The sequence below is a fragment of the Arthrobacter sp. MYb213 genome (assembly GCF_002979915.1).
In the GTDB taxonomy this organism is placed as follows: Bacteria; Actinomycetota; Actinomycetes; order Actinomycetales; family Micrococcaceae; genus Glutamicibacter.
The window spans coordinates 389,978-406,038 of record NZ_PCQA01000004.1; the positions used below are offsets into that span (position 1 = coordinate 389,978).

Genomic DNA, 16,061 nt, shown 5'->3' on the forward strand with positions numbered 1-16,061 from the left:
CTGCCCCGACCAAGTTGCTAATGATCCATGAAAGGAGGGAAAGAAATGCCGTTTTTCCAAATAGACGACCAGCTCCACGTCAATCAGAAAGCCACCGCGCTCGCCGAGCGTGCGCTGAGTGATGACCTGCTAGGTGTGGCTGCGCTGGGTTTGTGGACGATGGCCGGAAGTGTGTGCCAGTCGGCGTTGTCAGATGGAGTTATCTCTCGCATCGGGCTAATGAAAATCCTGCTGAACGATAAAGCAGTGGATCTCTTGGCCCGTCAGCTGGTAGAGGTGAATCTCTGGCATGCTTCTGGGCATACTTGCGAGCAATGTCCACCCGTCAAGGAAGGGCATTATCTTTTCCACGACTGGTTCCAATTCGATTATGACCAAGGCAAAGACGTGCGCCTGGCGAGAGCCAAACGCAAGGAGCTCAACGATCCAAAGATCAGAGCTGCCGTGTGGGCACGTGACGCCGAGGACTTCCCGAAGTGTTCCAGAGGAAAGTGCCGCTACTGCGGCGATATGGTCTTCAAGAAGACCAGCAAGGGCGACAAACGCCCTGAAATGGATCATATCGACCCAACCCTTGCTGTTGGCGTCAGGAATATTGTGTTGTCCTGTGCCGAGTGCAACCGGGAAAAGGGCAGACGAAACCCAGAGCAAGCAGGCAAGACCCTGCGTCCCGCTCCGGTCCGTGAAACTGCATCAGCTCCGTTGAGCTCGACGATCTCACCTTCGGGTTTGCAGACCGTCGCTCCGGACGCTGAACCAGTGGCACCGACTGTTGAGCAGGGGTCGCAGGATCTTGCCTCAAGCTTTGGGCTCAATCTCGCTAGCATCTCAGCTCCAGCTACCTCGGCTCCGTTGAGCTCGACGATCTCACCTTCGGGTTTGCAGAACGTCGCTCCGGAACCAGCTGTAGAAGCCGATGAGCCAGCTGACGATGAGGAATCGCTGCCCGCCTGGCTGTCCGAGGAAAACCCCGATATTCCGGCGGCAATGACCAAAATGCTGACCATCGATGGTCAGCAGAGTCCAGCATCGATGGTCAAAGAGCAAAACGCTATCTACGGGCGCGCGCCTACGCGTGCACGGGCTGGCAGGGCAGGGCAGGGCAGGGATGGGTTAGGGGCAGGGTCTGGCCAAGGTCAGCCCGAAGTAACCACTGATCCCTCTAAGCCTCGAAGATCCAGATCCAGACGTAAACGAGGAAAGAGGAATCCTGACTTGAACCAGGTACCTAACAATCAAAGCTCTGGTTGTAACTCTTCTGTCTCTCACGATGCAGGGGAAGCTCCAGAAGTATCTACTGGTGGCCGTTATGGATCGAGGTACTACGGGGTCAAGGGTCAACAGGTCGATGAACCGAACACGTCATGCCAGATTCATGGATTGCAGCTGCCTTGCCGGAAATGCCAGGACAGTGCCGAGTACTTGGATGGAGAAGTGAGATAGTGCCTGATCATGTTGATTCTTCGGATTGCGTTTGTTGGGGTTGCGTCTCGATGGATGCTCAGCGGGTTGGAGTGTGCGTGGTGCATGCTGTGGCTCGTGGTGATTTGGCTGCGCCGACAGTTGGTTCGGGTTCGCTGATTTGCTTGGAATGCCAGGACAGGATCCAGAGTGATTTGCGTACAGTGGTGAATCGGTGGGCTGAGGCTCAGGAGGCATTGCATCCGGGAAGTGGTGGAGGCGGCAGTGAGCGCCGTACTCCACGGCTTGATCCGCCGGCGCCTGTTCGTCTTGAAGTGGTGGATGCGTTGAAGGTCACGAGTGATCGGGTGTGGAAGTTGGTGGTGGCCGTGGTGGATCATTATGCGGACGTCCGGCTACCTGATGACCAGACCACCCCGGGCTTAGCTGAATGGCTGAGCATGTGGATGGTTCCAAAGCTGGCCAGCATCCCATCGGCTGAGGAAGTACTGCGCTGTTACTGGTGGGTGGCTGAGGCGGTGGAAGAGATCTGTGAAGTAACCGAAGGAGCAACGGTGACAGTGGTTGCTCCTGATCAGTGCCGTGCAGTCATCAACACCGAGGGACAAGGGCAGGCAGTGTGTGGTGGTGAGGTGAAGGCAGTACGCCAATTGGATGGTCGCGGTGATGCTGTCGTACAGTGCGTCAAGGATTCCTCGCATTGGATGCCGTTCGCGAATTGGCAGAAGCAGATGGCAGCCCGTAAGCCTAGACGAGCAAGGCCCCGGAAACTCGGGTGAATCTAGATGTTTGACATAGCATGATTAAATTATTGGTGTAATGACATTCGTGTCGAGATGAAGCCCCGGACCGCCCCATCGGTTCGGGGCTTCGTCGTATCCAGACGCGGTGAGGTGGACATGCTCAGCGAGTGGGACCCCAAGCGTGGCAGGAATGGCAGGCCATGGCGCAGGCTGGTTGCTCAGCATTGCCCACCAGGTTCCATCTGTGCCTGGTGCAATCAAGAGATCATCTTCGGTCTTCGTCCTCGACATTCACTCGGCCCGTCATTGGACCACATCATCGCGCTGATAGATGGCGGTCATCCCACCGCACCATGGAACCTTCAGCCGATGCACCTTGGATGCAACTCCAAGAAGGAAGCAGTAAGGCGTCGGCTCAAGAACAAGCCCAAGCCAAGACCTCATACGAAATTATCTTCATTTCGTCGCCGTTGAGCATCATTCGTCCCAAACGAAGCCCGGTTTTTTAGACAACCCGCGTACGGGCGACCCTCGCATGTTCCATTTTTTCTCTCTCCCCGATTTCCCGGGTAGCGCCCTACACATGTAGGCAGGTCAACCGACGAATTGGCCGAATTTTCACGAGTCAGATTGAGAGGCGGTAGAGAGTATGGAAGACACTCAGATCCCATCAATTCCTTATCGTCATGGTGGCGCCGGTGCCGGGCTCGGTGGTTACCGTAAAGGTTGCCGCTGCGCAGGTTGTAGGAAGGCCAAGCGTGAGGACATGGCAGCCTATCGCGCTCGCCGTAAGCTCCGAGAAGATGGTGGCGAGGTTGAGCTCTCAGAGGTTCCCGAGACCGCTCCGGAGATTGAGCCGTCCAGTGTCTCGTTGGACTGGCACGCAGAGCCTGGTCATATTGAGACGGTGCTTGATGGCGAGCTGTCCAAGCTCATTGGTGAGCCGCCGTTCAAGAAGACTCTCCTAGTACTGGCCAAGTACAACGCCCGAGTGTTGGATCAGATCCCGCGCATCGATCGCCCCGATCTGATCAGTGGCATGGAGTCCAGACTGTTCAACGTCTTCGACCGCCTACGCAAGGTCACCGATGGTGCTGGTGGTCCGGTCGAGACCCCCGAGGCGTTCCTCGCTGGCCTGCTAGATGACGAGCCAGGCGCGTCCAGCTCGTAGTCCTCCGGAGGTGTTGAATGCTTGACCTAGCGCCCCGCAACCCACCGCCCCTGTACGGAACAAAACGCAACCTTCAACGAGCCACTCGTGGCCGGCAGGTTGGCAAGATCATGACCGTCATGGGCAACACCCCGATGCCTTGGCAACAGGACGCGCTAGACATTGCATGCGAGATCGATCCCCGCACCGGCGACTACTACTACGACACAGTCATCATCGTGGTGTTGCGTCGTGCTGGGAAGACCACAATCAGCCGTGGCAAGCTCGCACACCGCGCCCTGCTCACTCAGGACGCACGAATGATTTACACCGCTCAGAACCGCATCAAGGCACTCAAGCGTTTGAAGGATGATTACTACATTCCACTCAAGCGCTCGCCGTTGGAAATGTTCCTGAGCAAACCGCGTTGGCGTGGTGGCGAGGAAGCTCTACGTTTCATCAATGGTGCCGAGCTGGCCATCGATGCGGTGAAGCGCGAATCGGGTCACGGCGACGCGAACCACGAGGTTCACATTGACGAGGCATACGTTCACCGGGACAGCACGCTGGAAGACGGTGTGCAGCCGACGATGATCACGATCATGGGCTCGCAGATGTGGGTGCTGTCCGCTGCGGGGGATACGTCCTCGACGTATCTTCGGGACAAGGTAGATATCGGCCGTGCTCTGATTGACGCAGGTGTGGAATCACGGACCTGCTACATCGAGTACTCCGCACCGACTGACGCTGATCCTGATGACCCAGAGACGCTACTTGGCACGCACCCCGCGGTGGGTTACACAATCCCCGCTGACCGTGTGATGAGCCAGCGAGCGAACACCACAGACAAGACCGGTTGGGAACGTGCCTGGTTGGGCTGGTGGCCTGCTGCCAAGGGGCCTCCGAAGATCATCCCCGAGGGTGCTTGGAAGAAGAACTTCGTTTCGTCCGACGAGGAGTCTTGGACCGGGACGCCATTCTGGGCGATCGACGTATCACCGGAACGTGACTTCGCCACGATAGCCATGGCCGGCCGAACTGTTGATACGAAAGCTAATGCTTACGTCGAGGTGTTCGACCGGATGGAAGGCACCAGGAACGTCGTCTCAGAGCTTCGTAATCTTCGCGATGGACTAGGCGGCAACCTCGTCGCAATCGACGGTAACGGTTCCGCTGTGTCTCTCAAGCAGGAGCTGGAAGATGAAGGCTTTGAAGTCATCACGGTGACTGGTCCTAACCGAGTGGCTGCCTGTGGCGACTTCTACGACAAAGCACTCGTTGGAGATCTCCGATTCATAGACGACTCGTTACTCAACGAGTCCATGGGGAACGCAGTGAAACGCATCATCGGCGATAAGGCCTTCGTGTTTGCGCGTGGCCGGGAGTTGAAAGACATCACCGCGCTGTACGCGGTGACATTCGCGCGCTGGCTATACATCGAGAAACGAGAGGATGACTACAATGCGTCAGAAACCTTCCTCTGACCTACGCCCTGTAGGGCTGACAAGTTTGCTTGATTTACTCGGTTCTCTGCTGGTCATCGTGGCTATCGTGCTGGCCGTGGCGGTCTACACGCTCCCGGGCGCGATCGCTTCGGCCGGCATCCTGCTACTCGGCCTGTCCTGGCTGGTTGATCGGAGGTCTCGCACATGAGCCTATTCCGACGCTCCAGCATGGAAACGCGATCTAGTTCCGATGGCTGGCTCAGCGTCTTCGGTACCGGCAAAGGCCTGGACGGGTCGATGAAGTCAGCGCTCCGACTGGTTCCGCTCTATGCAGCGACCAGCTTAATCGCCGACTCGATTTCGATCATGCCGGTCAATGAGTACGAATCCGCTGGCGGTTCGACGATGAAAGCGAAGCAACAGTCAACGCTGTTGCTGGATCCGCATCCCGCGCCGACGATGACCCGAATCGAATGGTTGCATCAGTTCACTAGTAGCTTCCTCTTGCGAGGTAATTCATACGGGCTGATCACCGCAATCGACGACGCTGGCACGCCGTCTAAGATCGCCTGGTTGCATCCTGACTCGGTGCAGGTAGACGAGTCAGGCTTCTTCCCGGTGTACCGGTACAAAGGTGAAGCGCTGGATTCCACCACCGTTATACACATTCCCTGGTATCCGATGCCCGGCACAGTCGTGGGGCTCTCTCCTATATCCCAGTTCCGGCAGATGCTGGAAACCGGGAGCATGGCCGAACGCTACGGCAAGGAATGGTTCAGCAACGGGAGCACGCCGTCCGGCCACCTGAAATACAACAAGGGATCGCTGGAAGCCAGTGACGCTGCGAAGGTCAAGAGCAGGTTCAAACAGGCCGTGGCCGGCAACGATATCTTCGTCTCCGGTAGCGACTGGGATTGGGCAGCACTATCCGTCGCACCGGATGAAGCCCAGTTCCTCGAAACCATCAAAGCAACCGCCAACCAGATCGCCGCGATCTACCGCGTAGACCCATCAGACATTGGTGGCGAAGCCGGTAACTCACTGACCTACTCCACTCTGGAAATGAACCAGATCAAATTCCAGACCCGGGCGTTGCAACCAATCTTCACCCGGCTGGAACACCACATCACACGGCTCCTTCCGGAATCCCACTACATGAAGTTCAACCCGGATGCCCTAGTTCGAACCGACATCAAGACCCGCACCGAAGTGAACAAGACCAACATAGAAATTGGTTTGCTCACCCAGGACGAAGGCCGCGAGTTGGAAGAACGACCAATCCTGACAGACAAACAAAAGCAGGAATGGCAGAAGCACTACGGCAAGAACAAACCAACCCCGGCAAAGGAGGAAACATCGTGACCGTCAAAGACATCGAACGCCGCTTCCACACCTCGAAGATCGAGCTCCGCGCATCAACCAACGGCATCGGCATACTGTTCGGCTACGCGGCGGTATTCAACCGCTACTCCCAGAACCTCGGTGGCTTCGTAGAACAAGTCGATCCGACCGCCTTCAACAAATCCATCGCAGACGGCACCGAAGTACTCGCCCGCTTCAACCACTCAGACGGAGCACTGCTCGGAACCCTCAGCGCAGAGACCCTGCGACTGCTCGTAGACGGCACCGGCCTCGCCTACGAAGTAGACCTCCCAGACACTACCCACGGACGCGACGTCAAAGCGCTCGCCGAGCGTGGTGATCTTCGGTTCAGTTCCTTCGCGTTCCGCACGATGGAGGATGACTGGGGATATACCAACGAGGACTTCCCGCTTCGCACGCTCAAGGCCGTTCAGCTGGTCGATGTAGCTCCGGTGGTGTCTCCTGCTTATCGGGACACCACGACCGGCCTGCGTTCTTTGGCTGATCGGTTCGAGTTGGATCTGGACGAGACGCGCAAGGCAGCCGAGGCGAACAAGCTGGCCACGTTCTTGCACGACAAAGAATCTTCCCGCGCCCACGGGCACGAGGAATCGCAAGTTGAGGGACAGGGCGAAACCCATCCTTCGATTAGCGAACTTCGGGCGAAGCTCGATGCGCAGTCGCGTCGAGCTTCTCTCTCAGAGCATTGGCTCTAAACACCGTGGGCAGGTAGCAAACCACCCGCATTCCGAATGTCACCAAAGCCTGGCACCTGCCGGGCTTTCGTCATTTCTTGAAAGGAATGATTTAGATGGCCAAGACTATGGCCCAGTTGCTCATGGAGCAGCGCAAGAACGTTGAGGGCCAAATGCGCGCCCTCTTGGATTCGGCGGAGAAGGAAGAGCGTATGCTCAACGCCGAGGAAACCGTCCAGTTCGACAAGATGAGCTCCGACATGGACTCGTTGCGTTCACGGGCGGACAAGCTGGTGGAAGCCGAGGAGCGTAACCGCGCCGCGGGCGATGCCCTCGAAAAGGCCGGAGTGACCGGTCATCAGGAGAAGCGTGGTGAGACCTCCGATGTTGAGGTTCAACTCCGTAACTTCCTGACCGGCAAGTCGAAGGATTTCGAAGCCAAGGGTTCCGAGTCAGAGACCCGTGCCCTGTCTAAGGGCACTCTGGGAGCCGGTGGCGCAACGGTGCCAACGACCTTCTACGGCAAGCTCATGGAACACGCCATCGAGGTAGCCACCATGCTGGCAGGTGGAGCCACCACCTGGACCACCACCAGCGGCGAGAACATCGAAGTACCGGTGACGATCACTCACCCTACGGGCGCTCAGGTGTCCGAGGGTGGCGTGATCCCGCAGTCTGATCCGGTCTTCGGCAAGCGGACTCTGGGTTCGTACAAGTACGGCGACCTGATCGAGGTACCGAACGAGCTGCTCACCGACACCGGTGTGGATCTGGAAGGCTACCTGGCACGTGCTGCCGGTTGGGCTATCGGTAACGCACTGGGTCAGAAGCTGATCTCCGGTACCGGTACCAGCGAGCCTGCTGGCATCGTGGGTAGCTCGACCTTGGGCAAGACTGCGGCAACGTTGACTCCGACCTTCGATGACGTCATCGATCTGTTCTACTCGGTGACCGGCCCGTACCGTAACCGTCCAGCCGCTTCCTGGCTCATGGAAGACACCACCGCTGGTTACCTTCGCAAGCTGAAGGATGCCAACAACAACTACATCTGGCAGTCATCGGTCATCGCCGGTACTCCGGACATGATCGAAGGCAAGCCAGTGCGTACCGATCCGTACATGCCGGTCATGGGTGCGAGCACCAAGCCGTTGCTGTTCGGTGATCTGGCATCATACGTGGTTCGCCTGGTCAACGGGATCCGCTTCGAATCCTCGGAGCACTTCGCATTCAACCGCGATGTGGTGACCTTCCGTGCGCTAGTGCGTGGTGACGGTCTGCTGATGGATCAGTCCGGTGCTGTGAAGCACCTTCTCCTGCCTGCTGCTTAGCAGTCAGATACTCCTGATGGCCGTCCTTGACCCCAAGCGGGGACGGCCATCAGGTCCCATCTTCGAATCTTTGTTTGGAAGGAATGATCATGGCACCAACAATTCGTATGCGAGCGTTGATCTCCGGATCGCGTGACGGTAAGAAGTGGCCTAAGCCCGGGCAGACTCTCAAGGTTCCGGCAGCGGAAGCTAATCAGCTCATTGCCCAGGGCATCGCGGAACTGGCTACCGCTGCGCAGAAAGCCACGGATGAGACCGTGACTGAGACTGCCACTGTGCCGGCCGGGAATGTTTCGCTAGCTGCAGCTCGACAGGCCAAGGCCGAAGCTGAGGATGCTAAGAAGCAGGCTGACGCTGAGGAAGTAGAAGCTAAGGCTAAGGCCGAAGTCGAGGAAGCAGAAGCTAAAGCCAGGGCCGAAGTAGCTAAGGCTAAGCCAGCGCCGAAGGGTAAGGCTGACTAATGTCATCGGTTGATCTCGGCTCAATGCACACCATCGAATGGAAAACTCGCCCCGAAGGTGTACCGCTGACGGCCGAGGTCACCCGCCCCGATGGCACCCCCGGAACCGCAGAAGTCGATCAGGCTCGGGGAGAAGCGACAGTGCTGGCCGACATGGCTGGTCGCTGGCTTATCTCTTGGTCTGCCGAGCAAGTGAACTACACGGATATCTTCGACGTGTGGCCAGCTGATCCGCGGTTCATCATCAGCATCGATGACGCAATCGAAGGGCTCAGCGCTTCCCGCGCTAACTCCCAGTACATCGATGATCTTCGCTTATACATTGCCGCGGCGACTCCGGTCATCGAAGACATCACCGGTCCGATGCTGCTCTCGACAAACACCACCCAAGCCGGCGGCGGTACTGCTTCGGTAGTCCTCTCGTGGGCGACGCAGGACGTGGCACTGGTTGAAGTCGATGGCGTGCCTGTGACCGAATGGTATGTCGAGCATGGGATTCTCTACGCCGGCACTCGCCAGTCACCGGGCATCTTCCCATCGGGCACGCTGACCGCAACCATTCAAACCGGGTTCCGGGCGATCCCGCCCAACGTCCGTTTGGCCGCTCGCGAGCTGGTGCGTCACTGGGTTCAGATAGGTAAGCAGAACGGCGGCGGTTCCTCCGTCCGTCAAGATCCCGCCGATGAGGTGTTCACCCCGTCAGGGTTCGCAGTACCGCGACGCGTCGTCGAGCTGTGCGCCCCGCACGAGCAGATCGGAGGGTTCGCGTGAGTACTACCTTCACCGCTGGCATGGCGTTCAAGAGAGCACTCTATGAGAAGATCCGCGATCTCTACGCGGACGATCCCGCCACTCAAGATGTGCTGGTTTGTCCAGGCACCCCAGGGAGCTTCACACCAGACGAGATCGTGGCAGTCACCAGCTTAGAAATACAGCAGGACTTCGCCACCATGGGACCCAACCGAAGCCGCGAAGAAACCCTCACCGTGGACGTCGTGTTCTCCTGTCTCTTCGGTGGCGATGACACTCAAGAACTCCCATCACAAGAACGTGCGTTCGAACTGCTCAGCATCATCGAACGTCACGTCCGGATGGAAGACACCACACTGAACGGCACCGTCCGCCACTGCCTACTCACCTCAGTGCAAACAGACGGGCAAACCCCCGCCGAATACCTGCATGCCGGCCGTGGCGTAGACATGACCGCCACCTTCACCGCACGCAACCGAGTCCGAGGCTAGGAGAACCCCATGGCTCAGAACATCAAGATCCGCAACATCTCACCACTGGGAGACCTCGACGTTCCCCTACTCGGCCAGATCGTCAAGTACGGCGAAACGGTCAGCATCCCCAAAGCGGCAGCAGACAAGCTACTCGCACAAGATCAGAACTTCGAACAGGTTGGAGGTAACTGACCATGACCACACAGCTAGACTGCTCACTCGGCTTCGGCCTCGAGTCCGCCTACGGTGTCCCAGCAACACCACAGCAGTTCCCAGAATTCATCTCCGAATCCCTCGCATGGAATCCGGAATTCGTCCAAGGCGAAGGACTCCGTGTAGGGTCCCGCACCCCACGAACCGCACGCCGCGCCCTGGGCAAAGAAATGTCCGGCGGTGACATCGAGATCGAAGCCACCACCAAAGGCCTCGGAGTGTTCCTCCACGCGATCTTCGGCGACACCACCAGCGCTCAGGTAGACGCAGGACCAGCCACCCAGCAAGTCCACACCCTCACCAAAACCGCGCTACCTTCCTACACCATCCAGAAGGGCGTACCGCTCATCGGCGGCGGAGCAATCCAGCCACACACCTTCCACGGCGCAGTCGTCGAATCCTCCGAGTTCAGCGCAGCCCAAGGTGAAATCGTCAAACTCACCACCACCTGGAACGCACGCGAAATCGTCACCGACACCGCCTACGTCCCCACCGTCTACCCAGCAGACATGGAACTGTTCACCTTCGTGCACGGCTCCATCAACATCGGCGGCACCGTCACCCCACCAACCAGCACCGCGCTCGCCGTGGGCGGTACCCCGGCCGCGAACATCACCGAGTTCTCACTGTCGGTGGGTAACGGAATTGATGAGGGCGGTTTCACCTTCGGTTCCGCAGGTAAGCGTGGCCGTCGCCCCGAGGTCGGTCTGGTGGAAGCTACCGGTTCGATGGTCGCCGAGTACGACAGCAACATGCTGCGTGACGCGTTCTTGAATCAGGAAGCATTGCAGATCGTGCTGACGTTCGAAGCCGGTGCGGAGATCTCCACTGGGGTTCGCTCGACATTGCAGATCTTCTTGTCCTCGGTGAAATTGGACGGCCAGCTCCCAGCATCCAACGGTGGGGAGCCGATCACGCAGTCTGTGGACTTCACCTCACTCGACGGTCTGCTGGCCGGTGTGGAGCCGATCTACGCGGTCTACCGTTCTACCGACACTTCGTTCTAATGAGCGGTAACGACCCGGTCATTGAGTTCGACATGAAGAACTTGCGCGCGACTCTTGACCGGGTGCGTGACGAACAGGGTCCGGCGATGCTGAGAAACCTTCGCCGGAACCTGCGCACGGTGGGCGACGGCATCATTGCCGATCAGCGCCAAGCGCTCTCCGGACCGGTACCTGGCATAGCCAAGCGTGCCGGCAAGAAAATCGTTAGGGTCAAGCCTCGCGACGGGCGTAAGGGCTACCTACGCGCGGTGAACGTGTACGAGGCGCAGGAAGCATCTCGTCAGCGTTCCACTCAGCTCCGTGACCGGATCAAGGCTCAACTGAAGACTCGTGTGGTGGCCGGCAAGAAGCGCTCCGGTATTCGCATTGTCGCCGATAAGACGATGGACAAGTCCGGTAGCAAATACAACATGTCGAAGGTGTGGAACAAGAAACTGTTCCGGCACCCAACGTTTGGCGAGGGCCAGTACGTCACCCAGTACGGCATGCCCTACTGGTGGAAGCCAATCGAGAAGGGCGCCAAGTTGGCGCATGAGCAAGCCGCTAAGGCTATCAACGACGCATTGAACGGAAAAGGTTAATGAAACTCGTCATCCAAGGAAAAGAATACGAACTACGCGAGGGCATCTCCAAAGCCACCCTCGGTGATTTGTATGTCTTGAAGGTCAAATCCGGTATGGGCGTCAAACGCATCATGGAGGTGTTCCGTGGGATGGAGAAAGCCGAGTCGCATTTCGATCTGATCGAGTCCGAAGACGGCATCCAGGCGTTGCGGGCCATGATCTTCTTGTGCCGTCGCGCTGCCGGCGAGTACCTCGACTTTGATGAAGCCACGGACTTCCCGATGAGCGAGATGGGTTTCGTCGTGGATGACGAGGAGAAGTCGAGCGCAGACCCAAAAGAAACCCCGACGGCTTCCGCTCCGGACGAAGGAACTCCGGTCGAGGACTAGACCATATTGAAGACATCGAGCAGAGCGTCTTCAAATGGATTCCCACGATCTCTCACGTGTGGCCGGGCATCACCCCGCTGAACGTATGGGAGATGCGTTATGACATGTGGGTGCTGTACGTCAAGAACGCCGAAAACTGGAGCGAGCAGCAGAAAAAGGCTCGCGAGAAGAAGCGTTCGCCTCGTTCGGGTCGTCGCCGGTAATTGGAAGGAGGGTAGCTGATGGCTGTCCAGAAGCTCATGTTCGACATTATTGGCAATGCTGACAAGGTCGATAAGGCATTCGACGATGTAGTGAAGTCCGCAGACACCATGGGTGGAAAGCTCAAGTCCGCTGGCAAGAAGGCCTTCGCCGGGATGATGGACCCCCGCGCGGGAGCAGCCGCTGGTGCAATATCTGGTGCTGCCCTCGCCAAGGGTTTCCAGTTCGCGATCGAGAAGGGGTCGGTCAGCAAGGGGCTCACCGCTAACCTCGGGCTGGATGCAGGGCAGGCAGAAGCCGCAGCATCCGCAACCGGTGGCCTGTACTCCGAGGCCTTCGGCGAATCGCTACAGGAGGTAGGCGACGCGGTAGAAACCGTGATGTCTTCCTTCCCTGGTATGCGTGATGCTGGTTCGGCCGCGTTGGAAGATATCACCGGTCAGGCAATGGCTTTGTCCAAGGCTCTCGGTACCGATGTCACCGAGACCGCTGCGTCTGCTGGTGTCATGGTTTCCACCGGGCTGGCCAAGGATAGCGCTGAGGCGTTCGATCTGATGGCGGCCGCCTCGCAGAAGGTACCCAAGGCCATGCGTGGCGAACTGCTCCCGGTCATGGAGGAGTACGCCAAGGACTTCGAAGCACTCGGCATTGACGGTCCGAACGCTATGGGGTTGATCGCCGACGCTGCCCAGGGCGGCAAGATCCAGATGGATAAGACCGGTGACGCACTCAAGGAGTTCATGATCCGTGCATCGGATCTAGAGGACAAGGGTGCACAGTCCGCGCTGGAAGCACTCGGCCTGTCTGGTAAACAAACAGCTAAGGATCTGCTCGGTGGGGGAGACGCTGCTAAGCAGGCCTCGCAGGAGATCATCACTGGTCTTCAAGGCATCAAAGATCCTGGCCAGCAAGCGTCGGCCGCGATCGCTTTGTTCGGCACTCCGCTCGAAGATATCGGCAAGAACGAGATCCCCGGATTCCTCAATGCACTCACCGCCGCTGATGGCGGGATGGGCGACACCGCAGGTAAGGCCGAGGAGCTGAGTAGCGCAGTCAGCGAAGGACCCGGCGCACAGCTCAAGCAGCTGGGGCGCACGGTCGAAGAAACTTTCGGAGGTATCGTCTCTGGTGCTCTGCCGATCCTCGAACCACTGCTCGAAGGTCTGAAGCAGTTCGCGCCGATCCTTGGTCCGCTCGTGCTGGCCATGGGTGCGTTTGCCATTGTGCAGGGCATAGTGAACGCGGTCATGTGGGCGTCACCGATCACGTGGATCATCGCAGGTATTCTCCTACTGATCGCCGCGATCGCGTTGCTCGTCGCCAACTGGGACACCATCGTCGCATGGGGTACCGAGGTATGGGGCGGATTTATCAACTGGCTGATGGAGCTCATCACTGGTTTCGCTGCTGGTTGGAACGCTATGTGGGGCGCGATCGGTGCATTCCTCGTCGGCCTATGGCAGGGCTTCGTGACCGGTGCTCAGGAGATGGGCGCCAATCTGGTCGCGTTCTTCGTCGGTTTACCGGACATGATCCTCGGTGTGCTCAAGGGCGCAGGGGACTGGCTGTTCAACGCTGGCAAGAATATCGTGCAAGGCCTGATCGACGGTATCTCATCGCTGGCTGGAACGATCGGTAACTTCTTCCTCGACCTGCTGCCTGGTTGGATTGTTGGCCCGTTCAAAGCGGCGCTCGGCATTCATTCCCCGTCGCGTGTGTTCGCTGATTTCGGCGAGAACATCGGCGAGGGCGTGCTGGTTGGTGTGGAGGACGTGGCACCGGCGATCGATAACCAGATGGCGAACCTTGTCAATGTGCCCGACGAGGGTGGCCCGGTGAACTTCGCCGCGGCCACCGCCCCGATATCTTCGGCTCAGCCTCCTACTTCGAAGTCAGTGACCTTTGCACCGGTATACCAGGTGCAGGGTGGTGACTCCGAAGAGTTGTTCCAGAAGCTGTGGCCGAAGTTCCGGAACGAAGCTAGAAAGGAAGGGCTGATCCTTGGCGCATGATCTCAGCCTCATCATCGGTGGGATGGAACTGAATAATCCATCCCACCGCAACGGGTACTTCGAAGTAGACGATATTGACGGTTGGTGGAAAGCCCCGTCTCGCAAGACCCGGGATGAGGCACGGCCAAACGATGACGGTGACTTTGATTCCGTCGATCACTTCGAATCCCGGTACATCACGATCAAGGGTGCCTTCGTTGCGAAGTCTCCGGCAGACCGGTGGGCAGGGGCGGACATTCTTTCGTCTCTGCTCTCCGGTGGGTCACAGATCATGACGGTACGAGCCGATGGCATAGCCCAGTGGGCGCGGGTGAAGCTCGTGGATAACGACAACATGGACTGGACCGCTTACAAGCTGCTCGAATATTCGATCCAGGTGAAAGCCGTTGACCCTCGGAAGTTCGGTAACTCCGAGGTGTTCACCGCTACAGCCGGCGGTTCCTCGGTCGGGGTGTACCAGCGCGGCACTTACCCGGCGACACCGATCTTCACGATCAGCGGGAACATGCCTGGCGGGTATCGGATCACCAAGGGTGGGAAGACCGTCTCAGTGACAGCGCCGCTGACTTCCTCACAGACCCACACTCTGGATCTCTCGACAGGAATCCTCCGCATCAACGGGGCAGTGGCTACCGGTGGTCTCAACGACTACCAGTGGAACACCATCGCCCCGGGCCTAGCCCAAAATGTTGCACTCGCACCACTGACCACGGGCACCGGTGTACTAGAGATCGAAGTGACCGACACCTACATGTAAGGAGACCCGATGAAGGGAACACGAGTATGGAGCGTCTCAGCCACTAACTTCGCTGACAAAGCACTCATCAGTCCCACCGACTGTCCCTGGTCGAGAGCACCCAACGCCGGAGCAAGCCACACCGCAGGATTCAACGTCAACGATGTAGCCACCAAAGCTCACATGAAAGCAGGGCTACTCGAACCCATGGAGCGGTTCATCGTCGTAGAAGACGGCGGTGTAGTCACCTATGCCGGACTCATCTGGGATGACAACTACACCAAGGACAATCAGTCCCTCACTATCACCCACGATGACATCTGGTCTATCTTCGACCTCCGCCTCATCTCCGAAGACCGCACGTCTTCCATCCCCAGCTGGAAGAAAACATACTCGGGCCTGTCCTACGACACCATCGCAAAACGCCTCATCCAACTGGCTACCACCGGAGTCGGACGCAACATCCCGATCCGCTACGAAGACGACTACACCGGCGGAGAAACGCGCACCTACAACGGGTACAACCTCGACACCGCACTCGACGCGATCACCGAAATCATGGATCTCGACGACGGACCAGACATCGACTTCCGACCAGAGTGGGCGCCCGATGGCTCCCTACGCTGGACCATGCGAACCGGCGACCTCAGCCCAGAAGCACAAACCATCGAGGTCAACCTCGCAGCACCAAAAACAGACCTGAAAGGAGTCAGCTACAAACGCTCCGGACGAACCAAGGCCACACACCAGATAGCCATCGGCGAAGGCTCCGGCATCGACATGCTCGTCGCCACAGCATCCCGCACCGGCCCGATCGCCCTCGAAGCCATCGATCAGTTCAAGAACATCAAAGACGCCACCCAGCTGCAGAAGAACGCCAACTCCGCTCTCGCCGCACGCAAGCTCATCAGTCAGATCGATTTCAGCATCCGCGCTGATTCGGCACGCTTCGGCAACATGTGGGATCTCAAACCCGGCACACTCGTTCGCTGGTACAGCATTGATGACCCCCGAATACCAGACGGCTGGCACACCTCCGAAATTATCAAGTACTCCGGCAACGTCACCAGCGACTGGATCAAACTCGAACTTCAATAAAAAGTGAGGTGACC

Annotated in this window: 19 protein-coding genes; all 19 read left to right on the plus strand. The window is 58.3% G+C overall.

Going from position 1 to position 16,061, the window contains the following annotated elements:
• Window positions 1-45: 45 nt before the first annotated feature.
• Window positions 46-1,443, plus strand: coding sequence for an HNH endonuclease (locus CQ011_RS12130; protein WP_105677970.1), 1,398 nt, complete (start codon window positions 46-48; stop codon window positions 1,441-1,443).
• Between the two features lie 77 nt (window positions 1,444-1,520).
• A complete protein-coding gene (locus tag CQ011_RS12135; protein WP_105677971.1) occupies window positions 1,521-2,201 on the plus strand; it encodes a hypothetical protein in 681 nt (226 codons plus the stop codon).
• A gap of 613 nt (window positions 2,202-2,814) precedes the next feature.
• Window positions 2,815-3,336: a hypothetical protein gene (locus tag CQ011_RS12140; protein ID WP_146112611.1), complete on the plus strand. Its 522-nt coding sequence runs from the start codon at window positions 2,815-2,817 to the stop codon at window positions 3,334-3,336.
• Window positions 3,337-3,353: 17 nt separating this feature from the next.
• Window positions 3,354-4,799, plus strand: coding sequence for a terminase large subunit domain-containing protein (locus tag CQ011_RS12145; RefSeq protein WP_105677973.1), 1,446 nt, complete (start codon window positions 3,354-3,356; stop codon window positions 4,797-4,799).
• On the plus strand, window positions 4,777-4,968 hold the full coding sequence (locus CQ011_RS12150) for a hypothetical protein (protein WP_105677974.1): 192 nt from the start codon (window positions 4,777-4,779) through the stop codon (window positions 4,966-4,968). The genes CQ011_RS12145 and CQ011_RS12150 overlap by 23 nt, the downstream gene beginning before the upstream one ends.
• A complete protein-coding gene (locus CQ011_RS12155; RefSeq protein WP_105677975.1) occupies window positions 4,965-6,122 on the plus strand; it encodes a phage portal protein in 1,158 nt (385 codons plus the stop codon). The genes CQ011_RS12150 and CQ011_RS12155 overlap by 4 nt, the downstream gene beginning before the upstream one ends.
• Complete coding sequence (locus CQ011_RS12160) at window positions 6,119-6,838, plus strand: HK97 family phage prohead protease (protein WP_181148098.1); 720 nt, start codon at window positions 6,119-6,121, stop codon at window positions 6,836-6,838. The genes CQ011_RS12155 and CQ011_RS12160 overlap by 4 nt, the downstream gene beginning before the upstream one ends.
• 95 nt (window positions 6,839-6,933) lie before the next feature.
• A complete protein-coding gene (locus CQ011_RS12165; protein WP_105677977.1) occupies window positions 6,934-8,145 on the plus strand; it encodes a phage major capsid protein in 1,212 nt (403 codons plus the stop codon).
• 89 nt (window positions 8,146-8,234) lie between these two features.
• On the plus strand, window positions 8,235-8,606 hold the full coding sequence (locus tag CQ011_RS12170) for a hypothetical protein (protein WP_105677978.1): 372 nt from the start codon (window positions 8,235-8,237) through the stop codon (window positions 8,604-8,606).
• Entirely contained in the window at window positions 8,606-9,376 is a 771-nt protein-coding gene (locus CQ011_RS12175) for a hypothetical protein (RefSeq protein ID WP_105677979.1), read from the plus strand. The genes CQ011_RS12170 and CQ011_RS12175 overlap by 1 nt, the downstream gene beginning before the upstream one ends.
• Complete coding sequence (locus tag CQ011_RS12180) at window positions 9,373-9,846, plus strand: hypothetical protein (RefSeq protein ID WP_105677980.1); 474 nt, start codon at window positions 9,373-9,375, stop codon at window positions 9,844-9,846. Before CQ011_RS12175 ends, CQ011_RS12180 begins: the two co-directional genes overlap by 4 nt.
• A 9-nt stretch (window positions 9,847-9,855) precedes the next feature.
• Window positions 9,856-10,020, plus strand: coding sequence for a hypothetical protein (locus CQ011_RS17845; RefSeq protein ID WP_181148099.1), 165 nt, complete (start codon window positions 9,856-9,858; stop codon window positions 10,018-10,020).
• 2 nt (window positions 10,021-10,022) lie between these two features.
• Window positions 10,023-11,048, plus strand: a complete 1,026-nt coding sequence (locus tag CQ011_RS12185) for a phage tail tube protein (protein ID WP_105677981.1) — start codon at window positions 10,023-10,025, stop codon at window positions 11,046-11,048.
• Complete coding sequence (locus CQ011_RS12190; RefSeq protein WP_105677982.1) at window positions 11,048-11,629, plus strand: hypothetical protein; 582 nt, start codon at window positions 11,048-11,050, stop codon at window positions 11,627-11,629. The genes CQ011_RS12185 and CQ011_RS12190 overlap by 1 nt, the downstream gene beginning before the upstream one ends.
• Window positions 11,629-12,000 carry a hypothetical protein gene (locus CQ011_RS12195; RefSeq protein ID WP_105677983.1) on the plus strand — a complete coding sequence of 124 codons (372 nt, stop codon included), beginning with the start codon at window positions 11,629-11,631 and terminating at the stop codon, window positions 11,998-12,000. The genes CQ011_RS12190 and CQ011_RS12195 overlap by 1 nt, the downstream gene beginning before the upstream one ends.
• A 56-nt stretch (window positions 12,001-12,056) precedes the next feature.
• Window positions 12,057-12,203, plus strand: a complete 147-nt coding sequence (locus CQ011_RS17850) for a hypothetical protein (RefSeq protein ID WP_181148100.1) — start codon at window positions 12,057-12,059, stop codon at window positions 12,201-12,203.
• Window positions 12,204-12,221: 18 nt separating this feature from the next.
• Entirely contained in the window at window positions 12,222-14,213 is a 1,992-nt protein-coding gene (locus CQ011_RS12200; protein ID WP_105677984.1) for a phage tail tape measure protein, read from the plus strand.
• On the plus strand, window positions 14,203-14,970 hold the full coding sequence (locus CQ011_RS12205; RefSeq protein WP_105677985.1) for a hypothetical protein: 768 nt from the start codon (window positions 14,203-14,205) through the stop codon (window positions 14,968-14,970). The genes CQ011_RS12200 and CQ011_RS12205 overlap by 11 nt, the downstream gene beginning before the upstream one ends.
• Window positions 14,971-14,979: 9 nt before the next feature.
• Window positions 14,980-16,047, plus strand: a complete 1,068-nt coding sequence (locus tag CQ011_RS12210) for a hypothetical protein (protein WP_105677986.1) — start codon at window positions 14,980-14,982, stop codon at window positions 16,045-16,047.
• Window positions 16,048-16,061: the final 14 nt, after the last annotated feature.